The organism is Spirillospora sp. NPDC047279, from assembly GCF_040643285.1.
Classification (GTDB): Bacteria; Actinomycetota; Actinomycetes; order Streptosporangiales; family Streptosporangiaceae; genus Spirillospora.
The window spans coordinates 217709-241919 of record NZ_JBEYUA010000005.1; the positions used below are offsets into that span (position 1 = coordinate 217709).

The following is a 24211-nucleotide window of genomic DNA, read 5'->3' on the forward strand; positions in this document are numbered from 1 at the left end:
ACGGCGATATTCAGATGTCGAATGTGCCTTGACGAATGGCGTGCCGAAGTTCGCGCCAAACGGCGGAATCGAGCTTCAGCATACCCCCTGCGGGATTCTTGGAGTCGCGAATGGCGATGATCCTGGTGTCGGTGGCGACCTCCACACAGTTCTCCGCCGCGCCTGTGGACCTGGATGACTTGCGCCATTCCGCCAGGCCGAGGGAATTACTGCTGGTCATCGTCGGAAACGCTTTCTAGGTGGCTGCGGAGGAACGTGTCGGTCTCCTCCGCGGAGAGAGCCTTGGTCTGGAGCCAGGACCAGACCTGCTCGTACCGGGTGACGCCCTCGCCTGTCTCGACGCGGCTGCGGCCGGTGACCGAGCCCTCGACGAACACGCCCGCGCGGATGATGTCGGAGTCGAAGTCGCAGAGGAAGAACGAGCCGAGCGCCGGATGGGGCCCGGCGGTGAACGGGACGATCTTGACCGTCACCGGTTCGGGGGGAGCCAGCAGCCGCGCGATCTGCGCGCGGCGCACCGAGGCGCCGCCGGGCATGCGCGCGAGCGCGAGCTCGTCCAGCATGAAGGTCGCCTCGCGCACCGGCCCGTCGACCAGGACACGTTCCTGTCGCGCCATGCGGAGCTTTACGCCGGCGTCGACGATCGTGGGCGAGTTGTTGGGCTCGACGGCCTGAATGATCAGCCGGGCGTATTCGGGTGTCTGGAGCAGCCCGGGAATGGCGGCCAGATCCCAGGCCCGGATCCGGATGGCCGCGATTTCCATGCCGAGCATTTCGGCGGTGGCGTCCGGCCAGTTTCCCGTCCCGTTCCACCAGCCCGGCTCGGCCGCCCGCGCACGCAGCCGTTCGAGCTCGGCCTGCTGGTCGGAGGGCACTTCGAGAAAGGCGCAGAGCCCCCGCAGAGAGAGGAGACTCGGTGTGACCTCGGCATTCTCCCAGCGACGAATCGTGAGCGAATGCACGCCGAGTTCTTTGGCGGTGTCGGCCACCGAATGACCCGCGGCCGAGCGCGCCTTGGTGAGCTGGTCGCCGAGCAGCCAGCCGGACAGGACCGGACCAGAATCTGCGGTCATGTCCCGTGTCTACAGCGCCGAGGTACACGGTGCAACTTACATCGTGTACCGGCGCCCCCCTCCCGGGCCGATCTCCGTCCATGATTCTTTCGTCGTGTTAATTCACATGAAGTTGTTGACAGGATGTGTGACGCATAGCACGGTTGCGGGTGACGGCCCGGTCATCTCATCCGGCCGTCACCCGCAAGGGCCCGGCACGCAACGAGGCGAGCAGAGGACGGTGAACGGGGCGATGTCGCGCGGCGTCACGACCTCACCCGCGCCACCGGGATCGGCCTCTCACGGCGCCCTCGTCCTCGGTTCGGCACCTGCCGGTCACGGCTCCCGCCATCTCGCCCGGCAGGGCGGCGCGTACTCGATGAGGGACCCGCACGACGGCACCACGGCGCGCGCGACCGGCAGTCACAGCGATCCGCACCACCAGGAGTCTCCGCCATGTTCGTTCCCCAGCTCCTGTCAGGCCCCGGCCGGCCGGGGCTCCCACCGGCCGACCCGTTCCCGCCCGGTCCACCGGGTACGGACCAGGCGCGTCTGTGGCCGGCCGACATGACCGACGACTACACGGTGGTCGTCAGCGAGCCGGCGACCCACGGGCGCGGGCTCCCCATCGTCGCAGCCCTGGCCGGCGACCTGGTCGTGCACCGCTGCCCGTCCGGCGGAAAGGCCGTCGTCGCCCGCCGGCACCGTCCGACCACGACTGCCGTTTAGGCGGAACGCCCAGCCATGAACTCACTCGCCGAGCAGTACCGGCTCACCTCCGACCACGTGGAGGTCGCGCTCCCCCGTGCGCTCCAGCTCGTCGAACGGCTCACCGCGGAGGGTGTGCACGCCTACCTGCACCATCGCGACTCCGCCACTCCCGAGGTGGCCGTCGGCGCCTATGTCTTCAACGACACGCAGCGCATCGGCAGGTGGGTGTTCGCCTGGCCCCGGCTGCACACCCAGGAGCTCTACTGGCACCACGCCCGGCTCCTGCTGGCCCGCCGGTACTTCCAGGAGGCCCGCCCCGTCGACCACGTCGAGGCGATGGCCCGCGACATCTGCGCCGGGCTGGCGGCCCGCCGCCGCCCATCCGCCGGTTACTGATCCAGGCCGGCCCCCGCGGTCGTAGGGTCGCCCTATGGGACCCGAGCACGAGGCTTGGACTTTCGGGGATGCCTATGAGGCGTACATGGGCCGCTGGAGCCGCCGTGTCGCCGACATCTTCCTGCAGTGGCTGAACGTTCCGTCCGGCCGGCGGTGGCTGGACGTGGGGTGCGGCACGGGAGCGCTGACGGCGACCGTCCTCGCCACGGCGGAGCCCGCTGAGATCATCGGCGTGGACGGCTCCGCGGCCTTCCTGGCGCACGCCCGGGCGCGGATCACCGACGGGCGGTGCGACTTCCGCGTCGCGGACGCGCGGGCGCTGCCCATCCCCGACCGTTACTTCGACGTGGCCGTCAGCGGCCTGACGCTCAACTTCGTCTCCGAATCGCTGCGGGCCGCGGCGGAGCTCGCCCGGGTCGTCGCACCGGGCGGTCTCGTCGCCGCCTATGTCTGGGACTACGCCGACGGCATGGCGATGTTGCGCCACTTCTGGGACGCCGCGGTCACCGTCGACGCGGCCGCGCACGACCTGGACGAGGGCCGCCGCTTCCCGGTGTGCCGCCCGGAGCCGCTCGCCCGGCTGTGGTCGGACGCCGGGCTCCGCGAGGTGACGGTGAAGGCGATCGAGGTGCCGACCGTGTTCGCCGGCTTCGACGACTACTGGAGCCCGTTCCTGGGCGGCCAGGGCCCGGCCCCCGGATACGTCATGTCGCTGCCCGAGGACGGACGCGCCGCGCTGCGCGACGCGCTCGACGCACGGCTCCCCCGCGGGCCGGACGGATCGATCGCGCTCACGGCCCGGGCCTGGGCGGTACGCGGCGACGCGGCCCGCTAACGCGCCATGGACGCGTATCCGGCGGCGAGGTCACGGAAGAACGCGGGCGCGTCCGCGGGGTCCGGGGCGAACGCCGCGGCGTGGACGTTGACGACGGTCGCTCCCGCTTCCAGCAGCTCGGGCACCCGCGCCAGGCTGCGCGCCAGGTCGGGACGCCCGCCGTCGCCGCGTTCGATGGGCAGCGACGCCTGGACGAGCAGCCCCGCGGGGTCGCGTCCGGCCTCGTCGAACGCCGCACGCAGCACGTGCACGCCCTCGCGCAGCCCGTCCACCGTCTCCTTCATGATCGGGATCCAGCCGTCGCCCCAGCGCACGAGGCGGTCGAGGTTGCGGGGGTGCAGGTTGCCGCTCACCCAGAACGGCACGCCGCCCGGTTGCAGCGGCTTCGGCTCGCACCACACGTCCTTGAACGCGACGGTCTCGGACTCGTAGACCGCCGGGGAGTCGCGCCACAGGGTCTTGCAGGCGCCCATCAGGTCGGTGAGCAGCCGCCCGCGCCGCTCCCAGGGCAGCCCCGCGGCGTCGTACTCCTCCCGCTGCCAGCCGGTGCCGACACCGAGCTCGAGACGTCCGCCCGACATCTGGTCGAGCGTGGCGGCGGTCTTGGCCAGCACGGCCGCGCCGCGCAGCGGGGCGATGACCACTCCGGTGGCCAGCCTGATCCGTTCGGTGGCCCCCGCGATCACGCTGAGCACGGTCAGCGGCTCGAGCCAGGGCATCTCGGTGGAGCCCGGGAACTCGCCCGCCGGATAGGCGCCGGTGTTGCGGCCCATGACCACGTGGTCGACCACCACCGCACGTTCGACGCCGGCGTCCTCGGCGGCCCTGGCCATGTCGACCAGGCCGCGCCAGCCGCCGTCGGGAAAGGTGTCGCCGAAGTTGGGCAATGTCACCGAGAGCACATCGAGAACCTAACAATTGCTTGCTTGGCGAACAAGAGGCCCCGGCAGCCCGCCCCGCCTGGCCGGTTGCGGAACGGAGGCGGCCCGCGAACCCTCCGCACCCCTCACCCGCCCGTGCGAGCCTGGCGTGGTCGTCCGGCGCATCTCGGCCAAGCTCACGCGCACCGCGACGTGAACCACGGCGCTGATGGGACGCGGGCCCCGGCACCCACGAGAATGAGCGGGGGGAGGTCGGCCAGGTCGTGGCCGGCGTAGAGGAAGGTGCCGCCGGGGCGGCCGCGGTACCTCTCGTCCCAGTACTCGGCGTTCATGGGCCCTCCTCGTGCGGTCGGTTCGCACCAGGGTGCGAGGGCTCTTGGGAGGTTGGCAAAGCTATTTGCCAATAGTGCAAAACGGGCGGCAGGGTGGAGCCATGGGCGAGGAGATGGACGCCGTGCTGGCGGAGGTCGGGCCGCGGCTGCGCGAGCTGCGGCGACAGCGGGGGGCGACGCTGGCGGCGTTGTCGGAGACCACGGGGATTCCGGTCAGCACGCTGTCGCGGCTGGAGTCGGGGCACCGCAAGCCGGGCCTGGAGTTGCTGTTGCCGCTGGCCAAGGCCTACCAGCTGCCGCTCGACGAGCTCGTGGGCGCCTCGGGCAACGCCGATCCGCGCGTCTATCCCAAGCCGTTCACCCGGTACGGCATGACCGTGATCCCGCTGACCCGCAAGCCGGGCGGGCTGCAGGCGTTCAAGCAGATCCTCCCGGCCGGCCCGGCCGATCTCGAACCCGATCCGCGGTCGCACGAGGGGTACCACTGGCTGTACATCCTCAGCGGGCGGCTGCGGCTCGTGCTCGGTGACCAGGACATCGTGCTCGCCGCCGGGGAGGTCGCCGAGTTCGACACCCATCTGCCGCACTGGTTCGGCAACGCCGACGATCGGCCGGTGGAGTTCCTGAGCATCTTCGGGCCCCAGGGCGAACGTGTGCACATCAGGGCCCGCTACCGGCCGTCCTGATCACGGGTGGAGGCGGTGATGAGGGCGGCGAGGGTGGCGGCGAACCGGTCGGGGGCGACGTCCGCCGGGGACCGGCCGAAGAACTCCTGGACCAGGTGGTAGCCGGACAGCGCGGAGACCACGACGGTGAGCAGGGCGCGCGGGTCGCCGTGGCCGGGCCCGGCGGGGAGGTCACGGGTCAGGTGCCAGGCCTCCTCGATGATGCCCCGGTCGACGAGGGCGTCACCGATCCTGCTGGTCAGGTCGGGGAAGCGGCCGTGCTCGCGGGCCAGGAGGTTGATGAGCGGGCCGACCTTGGCCATGTAGTCGAGCTGCTGGAGGAACCGCCGGGTGAGCGCGTCCTGCGGCTCGTCGACGGGGCCGCGTTCGAACTCCTCGCGATGACGCTGCGCACGTTCCAGCTCGCGTTCGAAGACCGCGCGGAAGACCGCCTCCTTGGAACGGAAGTGCCGGTAGAAGCTGCCGCTGCCGGGAGAGAGCCCGGCCCGTTCCTCGATGGCGGTGACGGTCGTGCCGGGGAAGCCGTTCCGCTGGATGAGCTCCAGCGCGGCGTCGAGGATGCGCTCGCGGGTCGTGGCGGCCACCGTCGCAAGATAGCTCTTGCACGCGCAAGAGGGTTCTTGCATGCTGACGCAAGAAGGTTCTTGCACGCTTGACCAGAGGCCCCCACCCCCTCCGAAAGGCCCCGCGATGTCAGCGACGCGTGTGTCCGTCCGACGTTCCCTCAGGCTCTCCGCCGCCGCCGTGGTGGCCGCGGCGGGAATGGCGATCCTTCCCGCGGCCCCGGCATATGCGCAGGGCCCTTTGCAGGTGGCGCCCAAGCAACAGGGATGGGTGTTGCGGGACGCCCAGGGCCGGGAGGTCACGCTGCGCGGATTCAACGTCTCGGGCAGCACCAAGTTGTACGAGAACGGCCTGCTGCCCTTCCGCGGCAGCGCCGACGCCGTCAAATCCGCGCAGGCCATGCGGGACCTCACCGGCGCCAACGCCGTCCGTTTCCTCATCAGCTGGGAAGGCGTCCAGCCCGCCCCCGACCGGATCGACTACGCCTATCTCGACCGGGCGATCGCGCAGATCAGGGCGTTCACCGACCGGGGCATCCGGGTCCTGCTCGACTACCACCAGGATCTGTATTCGTCCCACCTGTTCAACTCCGGCAGCTGGTACACCGGGGACGGCGCGCCGAAGTGGGTCGTGCAGGCCGGGAACTACCCGCGCGAATCGTGCGGCATCTGCATCCTGTGGGGCCAGAACATGCAGACCAACAACGCGGTGCGCCAGGCCATGTACGACTTCTGGCGCAATCGTGTGCTCACGACGCCGGCCGGTCAGATCGGGGTCCAGGACGCCTATCTGGCCCAGGCCGGGGCGACGATGACCTACCTGCGGCAGCGGCTCCCCCAGCAGGCCTTCGACCACGTCGTCGGGCTCGACCCGTTCAACGAGCCGTTCGACGGCGGGCTGGACGGAAAGAGCGGAACGGAGTGGGAGCGCACCCATCTGATGCCGTTCTACCAGCGGATCCGCACCACCATGGACCAGTCGGGATGGACCGCCAAGCCCGCCTTCGTCGAACCGCTCGTCTTCTGGAACACCGGATTCTTCGAGCAGGGAGGAATGACGGCGGTCGGGCGGCTGGGCACCCGGTTCGTGTTCAACAGCCACTATTACGACGGCGCCCGCATCGCCATCGACCCCTCCCCCGCGACCGACGGGACGTACGCCGCGCCGATGAACGAGATCCGGCAACGCGCCAGGGACCTCGGGACCGCGCCGGTGCTCTCGGAATTCGGCCACAAACTGTCGGGCGGCGGCAGCGACCGCACTCCGTGGATGATCCGCGCCATGTACCAGGGAGCGGACGCCGGCGTCGCGGGCCGCAACTGGTGGAACTCACCCGCCTCGGGCGGCGACGTCCTGTCGGCCATCCAATGGCACTGGGACGTCTACAGCGGGCGCCACCACGAATTGATGAACGGCAATCCCGACAAGGTGCAGACCGAGGGCGACGGCTGGAACGACGAGGACCATTCCGTCGCGAGGACGACCGATGCCGGCGCGGTCGCTCTGCGGCTCGACCAGCGCGTCCTGGACCGGCTCTATCCGGCGGCGGTCGGCGGCGACACCCTGGCCTTCGCCTACGAGGACCTGGCCCGTTCGGGGTACGGCGGCGCGGGCCAGCAGCAGGCGTGGCTCACCGTTCCGTCCTCGCTGCCCCGGCTGGCCGCGCTCGTCCAGGGCCGCCAGTACGGCGTCCTGGTGTGGCGCGGGTCCTCCGCCCAGGCTCCGACCGAGGTTCACCTGCCGCGGTCGTTCGCCCCGGCCTCCACCGCCGTGGTCAGCGATATCGCGACGCTGAACGGCGTCCCCGCCTCCGGCCCGATCGCCGCCGTCCCCGAGGCCGGTTCGGCCGTCGCCAAGCGCCTCCAGGTCACCGCCGGTGCGGGACTGCACTTCGCGCTCGTCGTCAACGCCTCGACCGGCACTCCGGTAACCGCCGACCAGCTGACCGCCGCCCGCGCCGAACTGGCCGCCTGGCTCGCCCAGAAGTTCCCCGCCTAGCCGGTCCGCACCGCCGCCCCCCCGTCGGGGGGTGCACTCGGCCCGGCTGGGCCTGCTGCTCACCAGCGTGGCACTCGCCGCGTTCGCCACCGCCGCGGGCGGCCCGATCGCGTTCGTCGCGCTCGCCGCGCCGCAGACCGCGCAGCGCCTCGCCGGAACGGCCTGGCCGCCCACCCTGGCCTCGGGACTGACCGGCGCCCTCGCCGTCGTCGGCTCCGACCTGATCGCCCGGACGCTCATCCCCGATCTCGAACTCCCGTCGGGGTAGTGAGCGGAGTCCTCGGCGCTCCGGTGCTGCTGCGGCTGCTCGTCCGCGCCAACCGGGCCGGCTCCGGAGGCTGGCCCGGCCCGGACGGGGTGCCCGCCCGGAATGGCGCGTCAAGAATTCATCGGCTCGAACAAAATGTGGCTCGCCCCTGTAGGCGAGGGGACCACCGCCGCCGAGAGCCACGCGGAACTGAGCGCCCGCGGGCGGTGCCGCCTGACCCGCCGCGGGCCGTGGAACGCCCACGGCGCGGCCCCCGTTGTACGCATCACGTGCGATGTTGGGTTCCGGTCGTGACTGACAGAGTACTTGCGAACCACGGAGTGTCTCAGTCAAATCAGCACCCTCCGGAGTATTGACCGGCACGCGGTGATTGTTTACTTTCACAGTAGAACGCGTTCTACTGCTCTACCGGATCCCTGCCAATGGCGTCAGCAGGATCCTGCTCTCCCCGTCTCTGATTCGCGGCATCTTCGCCGTCTATTCGGCATTGCCGAAAGCCTTTCCGGATCAGGGGCATCCCACCCCATTGGGTGCTGGCGCGACGCCCAAGTTCCTGAGATGAGGAATTCCCTTGTCCCGCAAGACGAAGCTGGCCGCGACGTCCGTCGCCGCCCTCGCCGCCGCCGCCACCGTCGCCGTACCCGCCACCCCCGCCATGGCCTGGACCGCCGGGCCCGTGACCGCCAACCTCTCCGGAACGATGACGATCAACGCGGGCGTCGCCGCCACCTGCACCAGCTCCACGCTCGGCGGCACCATCGCCACCAACGGCGCCCTCTCCATCACCTCCGCCTCCGTCGGCGGCTGCGGTGTCACCGTCACCCCCCAGGCGCTGCCCTGGAGCGGCAGCCTCAGCGGCGGCGTCGCCACGCTCAGCGGCTTCCGGATGAGCGCGATCGGGTGCAGCTACGGCGGCAGCCTGACCGGCTCCTACTCCGGTGCCGACAACCTCCCGGTCACCGTCACCTTCACCAACCAGACCGTGAACAAGGTCAGCGGGCTGTTCTGCCCGTCCTCCGCCACCATCACCGCCACGTACGTCTTCTCGTAGACGTAGCCGGGCGGACCGTCTGAAGCACAGCTCTCCGCCGTGGCCCCGGCCGGATCCCCGGGGCCACGGCTCCGGCGTGCCCCGCGGCGGTGATGAGATCATCGGGGTACGCCACCGTGAGCAAGCTGGGCGAGTACGTCGATCGGCGGCTCGCCCTCGACCCCGGCGACCGTACGGCGCGGATGGCAAGGATCGCGCTGGACCTGACCGCCACCTCGTAGGGGCCGACCAGGTCCAGGCCGGTGAAGCCGGGACAGAGCAGGTAGGCGATCTTCATGCGTCCGCCCGGCCTTCGTCCGCGGGCCGGTCGTCGAGCAGGGCGCCGAGGAGGACGCGGACGGTCGCCGGGACCTCGTGGTCGCGGAGGGGCACCAGCGCCCGGGTCAGCGACGACCCGCCCGGCGAGGTCCACAGACCGGCGAGGGTCTCGGGCACGGGATGTTCGTCGGGCATGAACGATCGATCCTCCGCTGGGCGGGGTGAGGACGGCCGATCAGCAACCCTAACGAGCTAATTGGCGCTCTGACAATAACTGTTGGCATAATGCCAATCCCCCCGCCGACACCCCCCGACGCGAAGGAACGCCGATGACGCACAGCTCGCCCTCGAACCGGCGGCTCGTGGCCCTGCTGGCGGGCGCCGGCACCATGCACTTCCTCGCCCCGCGGCCGTTCGACGAGGTGATCCCGAGCCGACTGCCGGGGAGGCCGCGCACGTGGACGCACCTCAGCGGCCTGGCCGAGCTCGCCTGCGCGGCCGCCGTCGCCCACCCGCGGACGCGGCGGGCCGGCGCGCTGGCCGCCGCCGGGCTGTTCGTCGCGGTCTTCCCGGCGAACGTCAAGATGGCGCGCGACTGGCGGGACCGGCCGCCGGCGCAGCGGACGGTCGCGTACGCCCGGCTGCCGCTGCAGGTGCCGCTCGTCCTGTGGGCGCTGAAAACGGCGCGCGACTCCGGCGGGAGCGCATGAGCGGTCCGCGCGTCCGCAAGACCCGTGACGAACGCCGCGAGCAGATCCTGAGCTGCGCGTCGAAGGTCTTCCGGGAGCACCCGTACGAGCAGGTCTCCAGCGGTGACCTGGCCGCCGCGGCGGGCGTCAGCCGCGGCCTCCTCAACCACTACTTCGGCACCAAGCGGGAGCTGTACCTGGCCGTGGTGGGACGCATGCTGGAGAGCCCGGGGATCCACGTTCCGTCGTACGTGGCCGGCGCCAGCGTCCGCGACCGGGTGGCCGAGAGCGTCACCATGTGGCTGGACCTGCTGGAACGCAGCTCGTCGACCTGGCTGGCCGTGCTCGACCGGGCCTCGTCGGGCGGCGACGCGGAGATGCGGCGGCTCCTCGAGGACGCCCGGGAGGGGGTCATCGAACGGCTGACCGAGGTGATCGGGCTCGCGTCCGCCGCCGCCGACCATCCCGAGATCAAGGGCGCGCTCGGCGCGTTCTCCGGCTTCGCGGAGGCGGCGTCCCGCGAGTGGCTGCGGCACGGCCGGCTGTCGCGCCCGCAGATCCACCAGCTGCTGGAGTCGGCCCTGTTCAACCTGATCGAGGTCGCCATCCCGCAGTTGCTGGCACCCGCCGCCGTGACCGCCCCCTAGAGCCGCCCTCGACGTGCCCCGGGCCAACCTCTCGCCCGCGCCCGGGGCACGTCGGGGGCGCCGGTCACATGGGGCGCGTCTCCAGGACGGCGCGCAGCCGCTCCTGCGCCCGCGCGGCCTGGCGGGCGCGATAGGCGATGGGCATGTACTGGAGGCGTTCGGGCAGGACCGGCACCACGCGTCCGAGGACCTGGCCGAACGCGCGCAGCCTGCGTTCGTCCCGCGCGGTCCAGGACAGGCCGAGCTTCTCGCGGGCGCCCGGCGGCAGGGTGCCCGTCGTGATGAACCGCGCGAGCCGGCCGGTGGTCAGGCTCAGCGGGGCCAGGAGCGGGCGCAGCGCCGCCGGGACGGTGGGCGGCACCTTGTCCATGCGGTCCAGGACCTCCAGCGCCACCCGGTGCGGGACGAGGGTGTCGGCGACCATGCGGTCGAAGTACTCCCAGAAGTCGGCGATGGTGGCGGGCAGCATACGTTCGGGCACCTGGAGGATCCGGCCGAGGTTCATGAACTCGTCGAACAGCTGCTGCTCGCGTTCGGGGGTCAGCGTCGAGGGCGAGAACGAGCGCGCCACGGTGACCGCCGCGTAGAAGCCGGTCAGATGGACCCAGGCCCAGGGGTCGGCCGACAGGGCGTGGTGCCGGACGCCCTCCTCGTCGACCGCGCTCAGCGGCTTGTGCATCTCCCGCAGCCGCCTGCCCTCGTTGATCGCCTCCTGGCCCCCGTACACCCAGGTCTGCACGGAGGCGAAGCTGCGCTGCGCCCGGCCCACGGGGTCGGAACGGAAGCTGGAGAGCTGGTCGACGACGGTGCCGATGGCCGGGTGCATCGCCTGGAGGATGAAGGCGCTGTTGCCCGCGACCGCGGACATGTACAGGCCGACCTCCTCCCACAGGATCGATCCAGGCCCGAAGGGCACCGGATCGGGGCGGGCGGTGGCCACCGCCGCGGTCCCCGGCCCGGCACCGGTCTCGGGCGTCTCGGGCGACGTGCGATCGGTCAGCATCAAGATCACGTCCTCTCTCTCCGGTCTACTGAGACAAATATACGAAATTCGTATCAATGAACGGAAGGTGGGACGGCGGACTCTCTCGCGCGGGCTCACCGCGGATCGGGCATGAAGGCGTGCGGCAACGCGGGCGAACGCGCCCGGCGTCGCTCGGGAAGGGTCAGCCGGAGGACGGCGGACGGCGAGCGCCGTCGACCACGGGCACCAGGTAGCGCCGCGCGAACTCGCGGGCACCCTCGTCGTCGAGCGGGATGAGCCCGGCCGGCGTCAGGACCAGCGAGTGCGTCAGCCGCACCAGGATCTCCGCGACGATCTCGGGGTCGAAGGCGTCGGTGTCGTCGGCGCCGTCACCCCCGTCGCCGTCGGCGGCGGCGCGGCGCGCGAGGCGGAGGCGGTGGGCCAGGTAGCCGCGGGCCGCGGCCAGCAGGGGCCCCGCCGACGCGGTCGCGTGCGGCAGCAGGACGTCCGGCTCGATCACCATGAGCCGGTTGAGCAGCCGCTGCTCGCGGCTGATCCGCACCGTCGCCACGAAGCCCTCGACGATGCCCTCCTCCAGCGTGGGCAGGTCGGCGACGGCCTGGTCGAGCTCGCCGAAGAAGCGCCTGGCCTCGCGCATCAGCACGCCGTTGACCAGGTCGGCCTTGCCGGGGAAACGCCGGTAGACGGTCGCGCGGCCGAGCCCGGAGGCGCGGGCGACGTCGTCCATGGTCGTCTTGCGCAGCCCGAACGTCTCGAACAGGCCGAGCGCGGCGTCCAGGATCCGGTCCGCCACGGGTTCGCTCTCCGGCTCGGCGGCGATCAAGCCGAGCGGGTCAGGGCCGTCATCGAGCATCGTGACAGAAGACTAACCGGCCGCGCGCCGCCGTGCCGAACGCCGCGCACGCGACACCACCGGCGAGACGCGCAACGGCTCGGCCAGCACGCCGTCCACCATGCGCATGCGCCGCGCGAAGCGCTGGAACCCCCGCTCGTCCGCGGCCGTCCACGACAGCCCGAACCGTTCGCGCAGCACCGGCGGCAGGCTGCCGATCCCCAGCCGCCTCAGCCGCGCGGTGGACGGCGCCGCCACGCCCTTCCACGCCAGGTCGGGCAGCGGCCAGCGCGGCGGCGGGGGAAGCGGCCGGTGGTCGAGCTCGATGAGCAGCTGAACGGTGGCGTTGTCCTCAAGCCTCTCGTTCACCATCGTGTCGAAGTAACGCCGGAAGGCCGCGGGGTCCCCGGGCACGTGCCGCTCGGTGACGCCCAGCGCGAACGCCAGTTCCCGCCACTCGGCGAAGAGCCGCCGCTCCGTCCCGGGACGCAGCGGCCGGGCGAACAGGCTCTGCGCCTGGAGCATCCCGTGCAGCAAGGTGGCGTGCACCCACAGATACGCCTCCGGGTCGAGCGCGTGATAGCGGCGCCCCTGCGCGTCCACGCCCTTGATGTCCTTGTGCAGCTCACGCAGCCGCGCCGCCTCACGCCGCCCCGCCTCGTCCCCCCGGTACCCCAGGAACCGCGTGGTGGACTCGACCGTGCGCAGCAGCCGCCCCCACCGGTCCTCGAGGAACTCCGAATGGTCGGCGACGCCCGCGCCGACGACCGGATGCGCCACCTGGAGCAGCAGGGTCCCGCGGCCGAGCAGACCCGCGCGCCAGTCGCCGGCGTACCGCCACATGAGCGACTCCGCGTCCGGGATGCTCCCCGCGGGCCGCGCCCGCGTTCGGGTGGACGAGTCGAGCTCCATGCCCCTGCCCCTCACCGTGAGACGTTAATACGAACTTCGTATCAACATATCCCGGATACGTCTCACCGGCCATGGTCGCTATCGTCGTGTGCCGGAACGAGAGGGGGCCGCATGAGCGAACGCACGGCCCGCCGGGTGCGCAAGGGCCCCGACGAACGGCGCGACCAGATCCTGGCGAGCGCCCGCGCCCTGTTCAAGGACCGCCCGTACGACTCGGTCTCCAACACCGAGATCGCCGCCGCCGCCGGAGTGAGCCGGGGCCTGCTCAACCACTACTTCGGCACCAAGCGCGACCTCTACCTGGCCGCCGTGGCGCAGATGATGGCCGTCCCCCCGGTGCCCGTCCCCGCGTTCGTCCAGGGCACCGGCGTCCGCGAACGCGTCGCCGAGAGCATCGACGCGTGGCTCGAGCTCCTCGAACGTAACCGCACGACCTGGGTGACGGCCCTCGACCTCACCTCCCCCGCCGGCGACCCCGAGCTGGAACGGATCCTCGACGAGGCCCGCGAACGCGCGGTCGACCACATGACCGAGGTCGTCGGCCTCACCCCGACCGCCCGCGACCACCCCGAGGTCCGCTCCGCCTTCCGCGGCTTCTCGGGCATGGCCGAGGCCACCACCCGCGAGTGGCTCAAGTACGACCGCCTCACCCGCCCGCAGGTCCACCTGATACTCGAGGAGGTCCTCCTCCACGTCCTCGAGAAGGTCCTCCCCCACCTCATCGACCCGGCTGAACCGCGGGCTCACCCGTAGGCCTGGACGTAGGCGGGATGGTCGGTGCCCCTGGCGGGCTCGTCCTTCGCATGTGCTCGGATCCGACCGCACGGTTCATCGATCACGATCGCAAGCGCACGATGCTGGGGCGGGCGGTCATGGCGGTGGTGCTCGGCTGCGCCGACCGGGGTGACGGAGAGAACCTGGAGAGCGCGTTCCGGGAGCTGTTCGCCACGCGGTGATCAGAGGAAGCGGCGGAGGGGGGCCGTGGCCTTCTCCTGGAGGCGCTGTTTCAGGGAGCGGCGGGCCCAGCGGGCGTGGTCGACACGTTCGCTCTGGGCCAGGTCCCGGTCGAAATGGGAGTGCAGGGTCGCGGTGAGGCCCTCGTCGATGATCGCCAGCATGACCTCCTCGTCGTGGTCGAGGGAACGGCGGTTGAAGTTGGTGGAGCCGACCAGGGCGACGGAATCGTCCATCAGGATGATCTTGGCGTGCAACATCGACGGCTGGTACTGGAAGATGCGGATGCCGCACTCCAGGAGCGTTTCGTAGTTGCGCTGGCCGGCCAGGCGGCTGACGCGCTTGTCGGCGTGCGGGCCCGGGAGGACGATCTCCACCTCGACGCCGCGGCGGGCGGTGGCGCACAGGAGTTCGGTGAAGTAGTCGTCCGGCGCGAAGTAGGCCGAGGCGAGGCGGAGGCGGCTCTGGGCGGATTCCAGCACCACGCGGATGAGGGTCTGCATGTCCTGCCAGCCGAAGCTGGCCGAGCCGCGGACCACCTGGACGACGGCGTCGCCGGCGGGTTCGTGGGGGACGAAGCGGTCGCGCTCGTCGTACAGGTCGTCGTGCGAGTCGGCCCAGCTCTGGGCGAACGCGGCGGCGATGCCGTCGACCGCGGGACCGCGCACCTGGAAGTGGGTGTCGCGCCATTCGTTCTCGTTGCGGGCGTCGCCGCACCACTCCTCGGCGATCCCCACCCCGCCCGTGTACGCGGTGTGCTCGTCGACGACCAGGACCTTGCGGTGGCAGCGGTGGTTCTGCTTGAGCGGCGAGAGCTGGTGGGGCTTGCGGAACCAGGCCACGGTCACCCCGGCCTCGTCCATCAGGCTGAGCAGGCCCTTCTCGATCTGCCAGCTGCCGATCCCGTCCAGGAGCAGCCGGACGCGGACCCCGTCGCGGGCCCGGTCCGCGAGGGCCTCCGCGAACTGCTCGGCGATGTCGCCGCGCCAGTAGACGTAGGTCATCATGTCGACCGTCTCCCGGGCGCCGCGGATCGACTCCAGCATCGCCGGGAAGATCTCGTCGCCGTTCCGCAGGGCGCCGATCTCGTTGCCCTCGGTCGCGGCGATGCCGATCAGGCGTTCCAGCTTCCGCCTGATCAGGTCGCGGCCGTCGTCCTTCTGGGCAGGCGGCGCCGGCCGGTCGGCAAGGGGGTTCATCAGAGCACTCCTCAGGGGGTCTTCGGTCTGCGTCGGCGCCGGGTCAGGGGGTGACGATCCGCCAGGCGCGCGGCAGCACCGTCCAGGTGCGGGAGGTGGTGGGTTCGGTGACCTCGCCGTCGGTGTTGATCCGGAACGGCTCACCGGTGATCGTCACCTGTTCGGCCACGGTCCGCACCACGTCGTCGCGGCGCAGGTGGCGGCCCGATCGCAGGCTGAGCGCGTAGCCGACACGGGCCACCGGACCGGTGGCGCCCGAGACGACCAGGTCGATCCGGCCGTCGCGCGGTGAGGCTCCGGGGGCCACCTGAGCCGCTCCGCCGGCGATGCCCGACAGGTTGCCCAGGGCGACCATCAGCGCCTTGGTCTCGGTGACCAGCCGGCCGTCCGCCTCGACGCGCAGCTGCCAGCCCGAGTGCCGGACGCCCGCCAGGACGCTGCCGACCGGGAACGCCAGTGCCTTCAGGAACGGCTTGAACCGGCTCGCCGCCTCGGCCGCCTCCGCCCCGATCCCGGCGTGCGCGGCGTTCACCACCACGTCGTCGCCGTCGTCCACCAGGAGATCCAGGCTGCGGGGGCTCGCCCCGTCCACCAGCAGCCGGGCAGCGGCGGCGGCCTCCAGCGGGATCCCGAGGTTGCGGGCCAGGTCGTTGCCGGTCCCGAGGGGAAGCAGCCCCACCACCCGCTCGCCCAGCTCGCCGCGCCGGTGCAGCGCCTGGACCAGCGTGTGGATCGACCCGTCGCCCCCGGCCGCGACGACGACCTCGTCGTCGTGCGCGCTCAGCGCCTCGTCCACGTCCCGCGGGGCCGAGCACTCGACCCGCTCGACCGTCCCCGCACCGCCGAGGATCTCCGCGGCCCGGTCCAGCGTCTCGGTCTCCGAGGACCCGGCCTTGGCATTGGTGAGCAGCAGCACCCCGTCCCCTCTCGTCATCCCGTTTCAGGCGGAGGGGTTCTCCCCTGGTGAGCGCGGTACATGCAGCTCTGGCAAAAAAAGCGACCTTCGCGACATGGACGGCTGTGCGTGCCCGGACGACTGCGCGGGGCCAGTGCTGGAGGGCCTGGAGGGGTTCTCTTCGGGAGGCGCGCCAGGCGGGGTAGAGGCCTGCGGCCAGCGTTCGAGGAGGGCGTTGACGTCGGCGCTGACCTGGTCCGCCGGCGCACGGACGGGCCGTCACGGTGCCCCCGGAAGGTCGGCCCCCGGGAATCGGACCCCGATCCGGGGCGGAAATCGGCTCTTCAGCGAACGGCCGGGGGCTTGCAGGCTGGCCGGCATCCGATGCGACGAGACCACACCGACGGAGCCGACCATGCGGAAGATCATCAACTCCACGTACATCACGCTCGACGGGATCATCGAGGCGCCGCAGGACTGGCCGCCCACGCCCGGGGACGAGGAGACCTCCGGGGCGATCCAGACCGAGCTGCTGATGCGGTGCGACGCCGTGTTGATGGGACGCCGCACCTACGACGGCTTCGCCCCGGTCTGGCCGACGCGGTCGGGCGACCCCTACAGCGACCGGATCAACAGCATGACCAAGTACGTCGTCTCGTCGTCGCTGCGCGATCCGGACTGGCACAACACCACCGTCCTGGACGGCGACGTGATCTCCAAGATCAAGCGGATCAAGGAGGAGCCCGGCGGCGACATCGTCCAGTACGGCTTCGGCGTGCTCTCGCACGCGCTGCTGGAGCACGGCCTGCTGGACGAGCTCCGGTTGTGGGTGCACCCGTTCATCCTGCGCACGGGCGGTCCGGCCGACCTGCTCTTCCGCGAGGGCTCACCCGCGACCTTCGACCTGGTGGACGCGCAGCCGCTCAAGTCGGGCATCGTCGTCCTCACCTACCGCCCGGCCCTCTGACGGGCCCGCCCGGGCCGCCGTTCAGCGGGCGAACGCGGTGAGGAAACGGTCGCGGAAGGCGTTCATGGGCCAGACGGGCGCCCCGTCGCTCGCGAGGAGGCCTTCCTGCCAGCTCAGGGAGGCGACGCGGTCGAGGACCTTCGTGTCGCGGGAGACGATGGTGATCGGCACGTCGCGGCTGGGGTCGTTGCCCGTCGCCACGGGGATCGGCTGGTGGTCTCCGAGGAAGATCAGCACCAGCTTGTCGTCGCCGTACTTCTCCACGTAGGAGATCAGCGTCTCCAGGGAGTACTCGACGGAACGGCGGTATTCGGTGCGGATCCGGCCGGGGGACGTCCACACGTCCTCCCGCTTGGGGGCCGCCGCCTGCACGGCGTTGAACAGCGATCCGTCCCCCAGCTGGTTCCACTCGACCTTCTTCGGGATGGGCGCCCAGGGCGCGTGGCTGGAGAGCAGCGGGATCTCGGCCATCAGCGGGCCGCGTCCCGGCCTGCCGCGTTCGAGGCGCTGGAACTGCTCCAGCGTGTACTGGTCGGGCATGGTCGACCAGCCGAAGTACGGCCCGCGGTAGCCCAGGTCCTTGGCCGTGTAGACCTTGTCGTACCCGAAGAACTCACCTTCCGGCCACGACCGCACCACGCCCGGCATGACGCCGACGCTGCGCCATCCGGCGCGCTGGAACGCGCGGTTGAGGGTCAGGCGGTCCGTGGACACCAGCTTGCCGTACCGCTTCTGGTTGTCGACCCAGAGGCCGGAGAGCAGGGTGGAGTGCGCCAGCCAGCTTCCGCCGCCGGCCGTGGGCGATTTGAGGAAGGCGCTCCGGGACTCGAACCCGGCCGCGCGGAGCCGCCGCGTGCCGTCCGCGGTCAGGGAGCGGATCTCCGGCGTCTCGCTCACCGTGCGCCCGTAGCTCTCGACGAACGTGAGCACGACGTCCTTGCCGCGCAGTCCCGCCAGGAGCTGGTCGCCGGGGGTGTCGCGGAAGGCGTCGACGCCGACGGCGCGGATGAACGCCCGGTCGTCCTTGAGGCTCTCGCTCACCTTGGAGACACGGCCGAGCGCGAGCTTGCTCGACCCCATCGTGGCGACGGTCGTGCCGGGGACGAGGTGCGCGCCGAGCGCCGCGCACACGAACCAGGCGGTGCCGGCCACCGCGACTCCGGTGGCCGACACGGTGGTGTGCGCGACGATCACCCGGGACAACCGCCGCGCCGAAAGGACCATGAGGGCCAGGACGCCGACGATCAGCAGCACGGTCAGGACCACCGCGCCGATCGAGCCCACCCGCCCGAACGTGCTGTTGGCGAATTCCAGGCCGGCGCCGACGAACGTCCAGTCGAGCACCGGGTTGAACGGGCGGGCCAGGGTCTCGCGGAAGCCCATGTCCAGGAGCTTGAGGATGAACAGCAGCCCGAGGCCCACCCCGGCCAGGATCGCCCACGGCCGGCGCGCCCGGTCGCGCAGGACGAGCACCAGCCCGACGCCGGCGATCGCCTCCAGCGGGATGCGCACGAACGACCCCGGGGTGAGGCGGGCGATCGTGACGGGCATCAGGAGGACGAACAGCACGAGCAGGGCCGCCAGGGTCGTGACCGTCCACGACAGGGCGGTGCGCACGCGCCCCCGGCCTCCCGGCTCGCGGCCGTCCGCCGTGATCTCGTCTGCCGTGGTCTCGTCTGCCGTGGTCTCGTCGGCCGTGGTCTCGTCGGCCGTGGTCTCGTCGGCCGCGGCGCCGTCGGCCCCCGTGGCCTTGTCCGCGGTCTCCCCGGCCCCGGCGGCCTTGGCGGGCTCGGGTGAGGTGGACGTGAGCGAGGTGGTCAGAGCGTTCTCCGTGATGTCCGGCTCGGCCGGTCCAACCGAGGCGCGTGGGCAACTTCCTCTTGTACGTGCCGCCCCTGCCGGGGGTTCAGTCCGGCGCCGGAGCGTCTTGCGGGTCCGGAAGGTTGCCCGCCTGGCCCATAGGGGTCATGCGGTCAACGGGTGCGAAAGGACGCACGTCCCCTGAATCGAGCGCGGTTGTCGTCCCGGCCAACCGCTTGTCCCCGCGCATTACCGGTCGGGTACAAGGAAAGGACGGTACATGCTTCGCGCTTCTCTCCTGCGGACCCTGGTCGCCGCGTCGACCGTGGGGGCCGGCCTCACCCTCGCGCCGGCGGCCACGGCCGCCGACACGGGACGATGGAAGATCGCCCACGTCCACGACTGGGACGCCTACGACGCGATCGACCAGATCGTCACGACGGGACCGGCGAACGCGTGGGCGTTCGGCCAGGCCTCCGCCACCGGCCGTTTCGTTCCGACGGCGGAACGCTGGAACGGCACCTCCTGGGAACCCACCGCGCTGCCGCCCAAGGTGGTGCGATCGTTCACCGCCGCGGAGGCGACGGGCCCGAACAACGTCTGGGCGTTCAGCGGCGGCGACCAGACCGGCAGGTCGTACGCGATCCGCTGGAACGGCAAGAGATGGATCATCTCGCGCAGCTGGCCCTCCGGGAAGTACGTGTCCGACGCCGCTGTGCTGAGCCCGCGCGACGTGTGGGTCTTCGGGTCGTCCGGCATCGGCGCGGGCATCGGCACCTGGCACTACGACGGCACGGCGTGGAGCCCGGTCGACACCCCGATCGGCGGGCTGGGCCGGGCCAGCGCCGTGGCCGCCGACGACATCTGGGCGGTGGGCGGCCGGCAGACCGGCTACGACCTCCTCGCCCGCTGGGACGGCACGACGTGGTCCGCGGTCGAGATCCCGGGACTCCCCCAGGGGGACGAACACTTCGTGGCCTTCCACGACGTCCACGCCGCGTCGTCGAAGGACGTGTGGATCGCGGGCTCGGAGTCCACGTACTCGGAGGAGGGCGGCTACTCGCAGACCCCGCTGGCCCTGCACTTCGACGGGACGACGTGGGAACGCCTCCAGGTGCCCGACGTCGGAAGCGACTCCCTGCACCGGGTCGAGCCGGACGGCCGGGGCGGCGTGTACTTCGTCCCGTCGGTGGACGAGCCGTACACGACACCCGCGCTCCTGCGCCATGCGAACGGGCGCTGGACCAAGGTCAGGCCGCAACGACCCGGCGGGCAGGCCGTGAGGGTCAACGACGTGGCCGCCGTGCCGCGCAGCGGCAGCCTGTGGGCTGTCGGTGAGGTCTTCCCGGTGGACCGCGGCGGCTCCGACTCCGCGATCTGGGTCAAGGGAGCGTTGCCGCAGTAGCGGCACCGCGATTCGGACCGCCGCCCCGGTGATACGGGGCGGCGGGCTCGCGGGTCGCGGGTCGCGGGTCGCGGCGCCGGGTTCAGCGCGGTGCTTCAGCGCAACGTCGAGGACGACACTCTCGGTGGGCCCGCGCCCCGGTAGAAGATCCCCCGGAAACCCGGCGTCTCGAAGCCGGCACTCGGGTTGCGGCTCAGGCGTGATCCCTCGATGGCCAGGGTGCCGGTGAGGTCGTTGCTGACGAAGAAGACCGCCCCGCCGCCCTCGGCGGCCCGGTTGCCGCTGACGACCGAACCCGCGAACCGCACCGTGAAGCGGTTGCCGTCGGCGTACAGCGCGCCGCCGCTCCCGCCTCCGGGGGTGCCGCCGCGCGCCGGATTGGCGCCGCGGCCGATCGCCCGGTTGCCGATGAGCACGCTGTTGAGGACGGCCCAGGAGACGCCGATGCTGCTCAGCGCGCCGCCGTTGGAGCAGACGCCGCCCTGGAACGTGCTGCCGACGACGTACACCGGCTGCCCGCGCGACTGGTCCAGGACCCGGACGGCGGCGCCGCCGAGGTCGGGGCCCGTCGCGTCGCACCGGTTGTCCTGGAATCGTGCGCCCACGACGTTGAACCGCCCGCCCCGGACGAAGATCGCCCCTCCGCCGCCGCCCTCGGCCCGTTCGCCGGTGGAGTTCCCGTTCGCGAACGCGATGTGCTGCACGGTGAGCCGCGGCGTCGGCTGGTCGTTGCAGTGCGAGGTCGTCCAGCCGAGCGCCTTGTCGCAGGTGTTCATGTACAGGATGCGGCGCTTTCCGCCGCCGCTCAGCGTGACCTTGCCGCCGCCGTCCAGGACGACGCGCGGCCGGGCGTTCACCACCCGGGCCGTGGCCGTCATGGTGATCGTGATCGGCTCCGGCCCGCAGTCGAACGTGATGACGCCGCCCCTGGCGACGGCCGCGACGACGGCGGCCGAGGTGCATCCGCGCGGCGTGCCGTCGCCGATCACGTGCGCCGGGTCCGAGGTGTCCACGGCGCGCGCCTCGGGCGGCACGGCGGCGCGCCCGTTGGGGTTGCCCGCGGCGAACGGCTTGCGCTCCGGCCTCGCCTTGACCGACTTCAGGGGCGCGGCACCGGCGGACGCCGCCGTCCCGCCGCCGGAGGAGGTCGCCGGGGCGGGCGTCCCCGCGTCCCGCCGCGGCTCACCGCCGCCGCAGCCGCCCAGCACGAGGCAGCACACGACGCCGATCAGGACGGACGCGGGCTGGTGGCGGCGCACGCGCCGACAATAGCGGCGAACACCCCATCCGGGGAGAGAATGCTGAGCCTATGGACTACGTCGGCCAGGTCCCGCGCCCGCCACTGGACGCCTTCATCGACGACATCTACGTCCTCACCGGCGTCCCTCCGTACCGGCGCATGAAGGTCCCGCCCATGCCGTCGGCGAACCTCATGGTGAACCTCGGCGAGCCGTTCCAGATGCACGACGCCCTGCCCGGCGTCCCGTCGGCGGCGTGCGGCGAGAGCTGGGCCATGGGCCTGTGGACCAGGCACTACGTGGTCGAGTGGCCGCCGTTCCTCCGGCTCGCGGGCGTACATTTCAAGCCCGGCGGGGTCTACCCCTTCCTGCGCACTCCCCTGTCCGAACTGCACGACCAGATCATCTCGATGGACACGATCTGGGGCCGCTTCGCCGGCGAGTTCCGCGAACGGCTGCACGCGGCCCCGACTCCCCGCGCCGCCCTCGCCGTCCTGGAAGGGCTCCTGCGCGCCCGCCTCATGGACGACCCGCCGCCCGGCCTCGGCATCGTCCAGCACACCATCGGGCGGATCGCCAGGGAGCACGGAACCGTCCCGATCCGGGAGCTCAGCGAGCAGGCGGGCGTCAGCGTCAACCACCTGGGCACCACGTTCAAACAGCTCGTCGGCGTCCCGCCCAAGAGGCTGGCGCGCATCTACCGCTTCGCCCGCGTGGTCGGCTCCCTCGACGCGGCGGGCCCGGTCGACTGGTCGTTCCTGGCCCATCAGGCGCGGTACTACGACCAGTCCCACTTCACCAAGGACTTCGTGGAGTTCACCGGCCTCACTCCCGGCGACTACCTGCGGCTGCGCCGCCGTTTCCTCGCCGAGAACCCGCGTCACGCCCTGGACGTCGGCCCGCTGCCGGCCGAGTGATTTCTTACAAGCCTCCCCGCCCCCGCGTCCCTAGGGTGGTGGACCGATCACTCAGGGAGGCTCGAAATGGCCAAGGTCATCGCGAACATGTCGGTCTCGCTCGACGGCTTCGTCGCCGACGCGTCCGACGGGGTAACCGAGGTGTTCACCTGGCACACCCAGGGCGACGTGCCGATCCGGATGCCGGACGGCTCCGAGTCGCCCAGCCGGGTGTCCAAGGCCAGCTCCGACTTCCTGTCGGAGATGTGGGCCGGCTGCGGGGCCCTCATCGCGGGCCGCCGCACGTTCGACCTGTCGGGCGGCTGGAACGGCGAGCCGCCGCTGGGGCTGCACACCTTCGTCGTGAGCCACTCGATCCCCGAGGGCTGGCCGCGCCCGGGCACCCCCATCACGTTCGTCACCGAAGGCGGCGTCGAGGCGGCCGTCGCGCAGGCCAAGGCTCACGCCGGCGACCGGATCGTAGCGGTCAGCGGAGCCGACGTCACCCAGCAGTGCCTCAACGCCGGGCTCCTCGACGAGCTCAGCATCGAACTGACGCCCGTCCTGCTCGGCAGCGGCGTCCGCTACCTCGACAAGCTCGCCGGGACCCCCGTCTGGCTCGAGGACCCGCGCGTCGTCGAGGGCACCGGCGTCACCCACCTCGTCTACGAGGTGAGGCGCGCCTGACCGTTGATCATCCCCCGCGTAGTGTGAACCCAGGAACGCCGCGCGGGGGGTGACACATCAGTGGACGAATGCCCGTTCTGCCTGATCGCAGCCGGTAGGTCAGAGACGGAGCCGGTGTACGCCGACGACCACACCGTCTCCTTCGTCCCGCTCCGGCCGGCCGCCCCCGGGCACCTCCTGGTCATCCCCCGGACGCACGTCGCCGACCTCTGGGACCTGGACGGGGAGACGTCACACCACCTGACGGACTCGGTGCTCCGCGTCGCCCACGCCGTCCGCCGAGCCCTCCGCCCCGACGGCCTGAACGTCATCAACTCGTCCGGCCGCGCGGCCTCGCAGACCGTCTTCCACCTGCACGTCCATCTCGTCCCCCGCTGGGAGGACGACGACTTCGGCGACATCTGGCCCCGCTCACCGGATCACCCGGCCGGAACGATCGCCCACGCCGCCGAACGCGTCCGCGCGGCCCTGCGATCGATCACTTGAGCAGGGCGACCACGACCAGGATCAGGGTGACCACCGTCAGCGTCCCGTAGAACCCCGCCATCGTGGACGACCGGACCACCGCGAACCAGCTCACCTCGCGCACGTACGGCCCGACGTTCATCGAGAAGACCTCGACCTTGCCGGGCAGCCGCGCCTGGTCGTACAACTTCCTGAACAGCCGTTCCTGGCGAAGGAAGTAACTGTCCAGAAGCCAGAACCCGACCAGCGGCACCAGCGCGACCGCGGACAACTTCCAGTCAAGGTCCCGCAGGGAAAAGCCGAGGAAAGCCGCCAGAAGCGTCAGCGCCCACCCTTTGATCAGAAACGATCCGTTCCCCAGCCGCGTGATGACCGCCTGGATGAACTCGAGATGCTTGATCTGCTCCGCCGAGAACGGCGAACCCCCGGCGTCGGTCACGCGACGATGTTATCGATTTCCCTCCGTCCCGACCAGTAAGACCCCAAACACCCCCAACGGCCGGTACCGGCGCCCCGCCATGTCTTGCCCCTGTCACGCACCCGTCATGACACTGCAGGCAGCTTCGGCCACTGGGGCACGATGCCTGACGGCGAGCGACTCGACCAGC

Annotated in this window: 30 protein-coding genes; 16 read left to right on the forward strand and 14 right to left on the reverse strand. The window is 71.5% G+C overall.

From position 1 onward, the window contains the following. Positions 1–10: 10 nt before the first annotated feature. On the reverse strand, positions 11–220 hold the full coding sequence (locus ABZ810_RS14615) for a DUF397 domain-containing protein (RefSeq protein ID WP_358403156.1): 210 nt from the start codon (positions 218–220) through the stop codon (positions 11–13). Beyond that, positions 207–1073 carry a helix-turn-helix transcriptional regulator gene (locus tag ABZ810_RS14620; RefSeq protein ID WP_358403157.1) on the reverse strand — a complete coding sequence of 289 codons (867 nt, stop codon included), beginning with the start codon at positions 1071–1073 and terminating at the stop codon, positions 207–209. Before ABZ810_RS14620 ends, ABZ810_RS14615 begins: the two co-directional genes overlap by 14 nt. 435 nt (positions 1074–1508) lie before the next feature. Between ABZ810_RS14620 and ABZ810_RS14625 the strand changes: the two genes are divergently transcribed. The 3 genes from ABZ810_RS14625 (at position 1509) to ABZ810_RS14635 (ending at position 2994) form a co-directional block, all read left to right on the forward strand. After that, entirely contained in the window at positions 1509–1781 is a 273-nt protein-coding gene (locus ABZ810_RS14625) for a hypothetical protein (RefSeq protein ID WP_358403158.1), read from the forward strand. Positions 1782–1796: 15 nt separating this feature from the next. Continuing rightward, positions 1797–2159, forward strand: coding sequence for a hypothetical protein (locus ABZ810_RS14630; RefSeq protein ID WP_358403160.1), 363 nt, complete (start codon positions 1797–1799; stop codon positions 2157–2159). 85 nt (positions 2160–2244) lie between these two features. Further along, complete coding sequence (locus ABZ810_RS14635; protein ID WP_358403162.1) at positions 2245–2994, forward strand: class I SAM-dependent methyltransferase; 750 nt, start codon at positions 2245–2247, stop codon at positions 2992–2994. On the opposite strand, the gene ABZ810_RS14640 is transcribed toward ABZ810_RS14635, so the two are convergent. Next, positions 2991–3887, reverse strand: a complete 897-nt coding sequence (locus tag ABZ810_RS14640; protein WP_358403164.1) for a TIGR03619 family F420-dependent LLM class oxidoreductase — start codon at positions 3885–3887, stop codon at positions 2991–2993. The genes ABZ810_RS14635 and ABZ810_RS14640 overlap by 4 nt on opposite strands. Positions 3888–4051: 164 nt before the next feature. Then, complete coding sequence (locus tag ABZ810_RS14645; RefSeq protein ID WP_358403166.1) at positions 4052–4207, reverse strand: hypothetical protein; 156 nt, start codon at positions 4205–4207, stop codon at positions 4052–4054. 101 nt (positions 4208–4308) lie between these two features. Between ABZ810_RS14645 and ABZ810_RS14650 the strand changes: the two genes are divergently transcribed. Beyond that, a complete protein-coding gene (locus tag ABZ810_RS14650; RefSeq protein WP_358403167.1) occupies positions 4309–4893 on the forward strand; it encodes an XRE family transcriptional regulator in 585 nt (194 codons plus the stop codon). Here ABZ810_RS14650 and ABZ810_RS14655 read toward each other — a convergent pair. Further along, a complete protein-coding gene (locus ABZ810_RS14655) occupies positions 4878–5477 on the reverse strand; it encodes a TetR/AcrR family transcriptional regulator (RefSeq protein WP_358403168.1) in 600 nt (199 codons plus the stop codon). The genes ABZ810_RS14650 and ABZ810_RS14655 overlap by 16 nt on opposite strands. Before the next feature lie 226 nt (positions 5478–5703). On the opposite strand from ABZ810_RS14655, the gene ABZ810_RS14660 reads away from it, so the two are divergent. From ABZ810_RS14660 to ABZ810_RS14670, 3 genes are all read left to right on the forward strand, one after another. Then, positions 5704–7455 (forward strand): cellulase family glycosylhydrolase, encoded by a 1752-nt coding sequence (locus tag ABZ810_RS14660; RefSeq protein ID WP_358403169.1) that lies wholly within the window; start codon positions 5704–5706, stop codon positions 7453–7455. A gap of 31 nt (positions 7456–7486) precedes the next feature. Further along, complete coding sequence (locus tag ABZ810_RS14665; RefSeq protein ID WP_358403170.1) at positions 7487–7723, forward strand: iron chelate uptake ABC transporter family permease subunit; 237 nt, start codon at positions 7487–7489, stop codon at positions 7721–7723. A gap of 571 nt (positions 7724–8294) precedes the next feature. Continuing rightward, a complete protein-coding gene (locus tag ABZ810_RS14670; RefSeq protein WP_358403171.1) occupies positions 8295–8774 on the forward strand; it encodes a hypothetical protein in 480 nt (159 codons plus the stop codon). 273 nt (positions 8775–9047) lie between these two features. On the opposite strand, the gene ABZ810_RS14675 is transcribed toward ABZ810_RS14670, so the two are convergent. Then, positions 9048–9227, reverse strand: a complete 180-nt coding sequence (locus ABZ810_RS14675; RefSeq protein WP_358403173.1) for a hypothetical protein — start codon at positions 9225–9227, stop codon at positions 9048–9050. A 134-nt stretch (positions 9228–9361) separates the two neighbouring features. On the opposite strand from ABZ810_RS14675, the gene ABZ810_RS14680 reads away from it, so the two are divergent. Together ABZ810_RS14680 and ABZ810_RS14685 are read left to right on the forward strand one after the other, a co-directional pair. Next, positions 9362–9742, forward strand: coding sequence for a DoxX family protein (locus tag ABZ810_RS14680; protein ID WP_358403175.1), 381 nt, complete (start codon positions 9362–9364; stop codon positions 9740–9742). Then, positions 9739–10368: a TetR/AcrR family transcriptional regulator gene (locus tag ABZ810_RS14685; RefSeq protein ID WP_358403176.1), complete on the forward strand. Its 630-nt coding sequence runs from the start codon at positions 9739–9741 to the stop codon at positions 10366–10368. The genes ABZ810_RS14680 and ABZ810_RS14685 overlap by 4 nt, the downstream gene beginning before the upstream one ends. A gap of 64 nt (positions 10369–10432) precedes the next feature. On the opposite strand, the gene ABZ810_RS14690 is transcribed toward ABZ810_RS14685, so the two are convergent. The 3 genes from ABZ810_RS14690 to ABZ810_RS14700 form a co-directional block, all read right to left on the reverse strand. Further along, on the reverse strand, positions 10433–11371 hold the full coding sequence (locus tag ABZ810_RS14690; RefSeq protein ID WP_358403178.1) for an oxygenase MpaB family protein: 939 nt from the start codon (positions 11369–11371) through the stop codon (positions 10433–10435). Between the two features lie 163 nt (positions 11372–11534). Beyond that, entirely contained in the window at positions 11535–12206 is a 672-nt protein-coding gene (locus tag ABZ810_RS14695; protein ID WP_358403179.1) for a helix-turn-helix domain-containing protein, read from the reverse strand. 12 nt (positions 12207–12218) lie between these two features. Continuing rightward, positions 12219–13097: an oxygenase MpaB family protein gene (locus ABZ810_RS14700; RefSeq protein WP_358403180.1), complete on the reverse strand. Its 879-nt coding sequence runs from the start codon at positions 13095–13097 to the stop codon at positions 12219–12221. A gap of 111 nt (positions 13098–13208) precedes the next feature. Here ABZ810_RS14700 and ABZ810_RS14705 point away from each other — a divergent pair, with 111 nt between their 5' ends. After that, a complete protein-coding gene (locus ABZ810_RS14705; protein ID WP_358403181.1) occupies positions 13209–13850 on the forward strand; it encodes a TetR/AcrR family transcriptional regulator in 642 nt (213 codons plus the stop codon). 50 nt (positions 13851–13900) lie between these two features. After that, entirely contained in the window at positions 13901–14053 is a 153-nt protein-coding gene (locus ABZ810_RS14710; RefSeq protein WP_358403183.1) for a hypothetical protein, read from the forward strand. Here the strand turns inward: ABZ810_RS14710 and ABZ810_RS14715 are convergent, their stop codons facing one another. Then, positions 14054–15250: a phospholipase D-like domain-containing protein gene (locus ABZ810_RS14715; protein WP_358403184.1), complete on the reverse strand. Its 1197-nt coding sequence runs from the start codon at positions 15248–15250 to the stop codon at positions 14054–14056. A gap of 43 nt (positions 15251–15293) precedes the next feature. Further along, positions 15294–16184: a diacylglycerol kinase family protein gene (locus ABZ810_RS14720; protein WP_358403186.1), complete on the reverse strand. Its 891-nt coding sequence runs from the start codon at positions 16182–16184 to the stop codon at positions 15294–15296. Positions 16185–16560: 376 nt separating this feature from the next. Here ABZ810_RS14720 and ABZ810_RS14725 point away from each other — a divergent pair, with 376 nt between their 5' ends. Further along, on the forward strand, positions 16561–17112 hold the full coding sequence (locus ABZ810_RS14725) for a dihydrofolate reductase family protein (RefSeq protein ID WP_358403187.1): 552 nt from the start codon (positions 16561–16563) through the stop codon (positions 17110–17112). Positions 17113–17133: 21 nt separating this feature from the next. Here the strand turns inward: ABZ810_RS14725 and ABZ810_RS14730 are convergent, their stop codons facing one another. Continuing rightward, entirely contained in the window at positions 17134–18729 is a 1596-nt protein-coding gene (locus ABZ810_RS14730; RefSeq protein WP_358403189.1) for a sulfatase, read from the reverse strand. Between the two features lie 463 nt (positions 18730–19192). Between ABZ810_RS14730 and ABZ810_RS14735 the strand changes: the two genes are divergently transcribed. Continuing rightward, positions 19193–20317: a hypothetical protein gene (locus tag ABZ810_RS14735; RefSeq protein ID WP_358403190.1), complete on the forward strand. Its 1125-nt coding sequence runs from the start codon at positions 19193–19195 to the stop codon at positions 20315–20317. Between the two features lie 95 nt (positions 20318–20412). Here ABZ810_RS14735 and ABZ810_RS14740 read toward each other — a convergent pair whose 3' ends face one another. After that, on the reverse strand, positions 20413–21576 hold the full coding sequence (locus ABZ810_RS14740) for a hypothetical protein (protein WP_358403191.1): 1164 nt from the start codon (positions 21574–21576) through the stop codon (positions 20413–20415). A gap of 50 nt (positions 21577–21626) precedes the next feature. Between ABZ810_RS14740 and ABZ810_RS14745 the strand changes: the two genes are divergently transcribed. From ABZ810_RS14745 to ABZ810_RS14755, 3 genes are all read left to right on the forward strand, one after another. Then, the gene (locus ABZ810_RS14745; RefSeq protein ID WP_358403193.1) at positions 21627–22472 is read left to right on the forward strand and encodes a helix-turn-helix domain-containing protein; all 846 of its coding nucleotides are present in this window, start codon (positions 21627–21629) and stop codon (positions 22470–22472) included. 66 nt (positions 22473–22538) lie between these two features. After that, positions 22539–23138, forward strand: a complete 600-nt coding sequence (locus ABZ810_RS14750) for a dihydrofolate reductase family protein (protein WP_358403194.1) — start codon at positions 22539–22541, stop codon at positions 23136–23138. 60 nt (positions 23139–23198) lie between these two features. Next, complete coding sequence (locus ABZ810_RS14755) at positions 23199–23624, forward strand: HIT family protein (RefSeq protein WP_358403195.1); 426 nt, start codon at positions 23199–23201, stop codon at positions 23622–23624. On the opposite strand, the gene ABZ810_RS14760 is transcribed toward ABZ810_RS14755, so the two are convergent. Next, positions 23617–24042, reverse strand: a complete 426-nt coding sequence (locus ABZ810_RS14760) for a hypothetical protein (protein ID WP_358403196.1) — start codon at positions 24040–24042, stop codon at positions 23617–23619. The two genes, ABZ810_RS14755 and ABZ810_RS14760, sit on opposite strands and share 8 nt — an antisense overlap. Between the last annotated feature and the right edge of the window lie 169 nt (positions 24043–24211).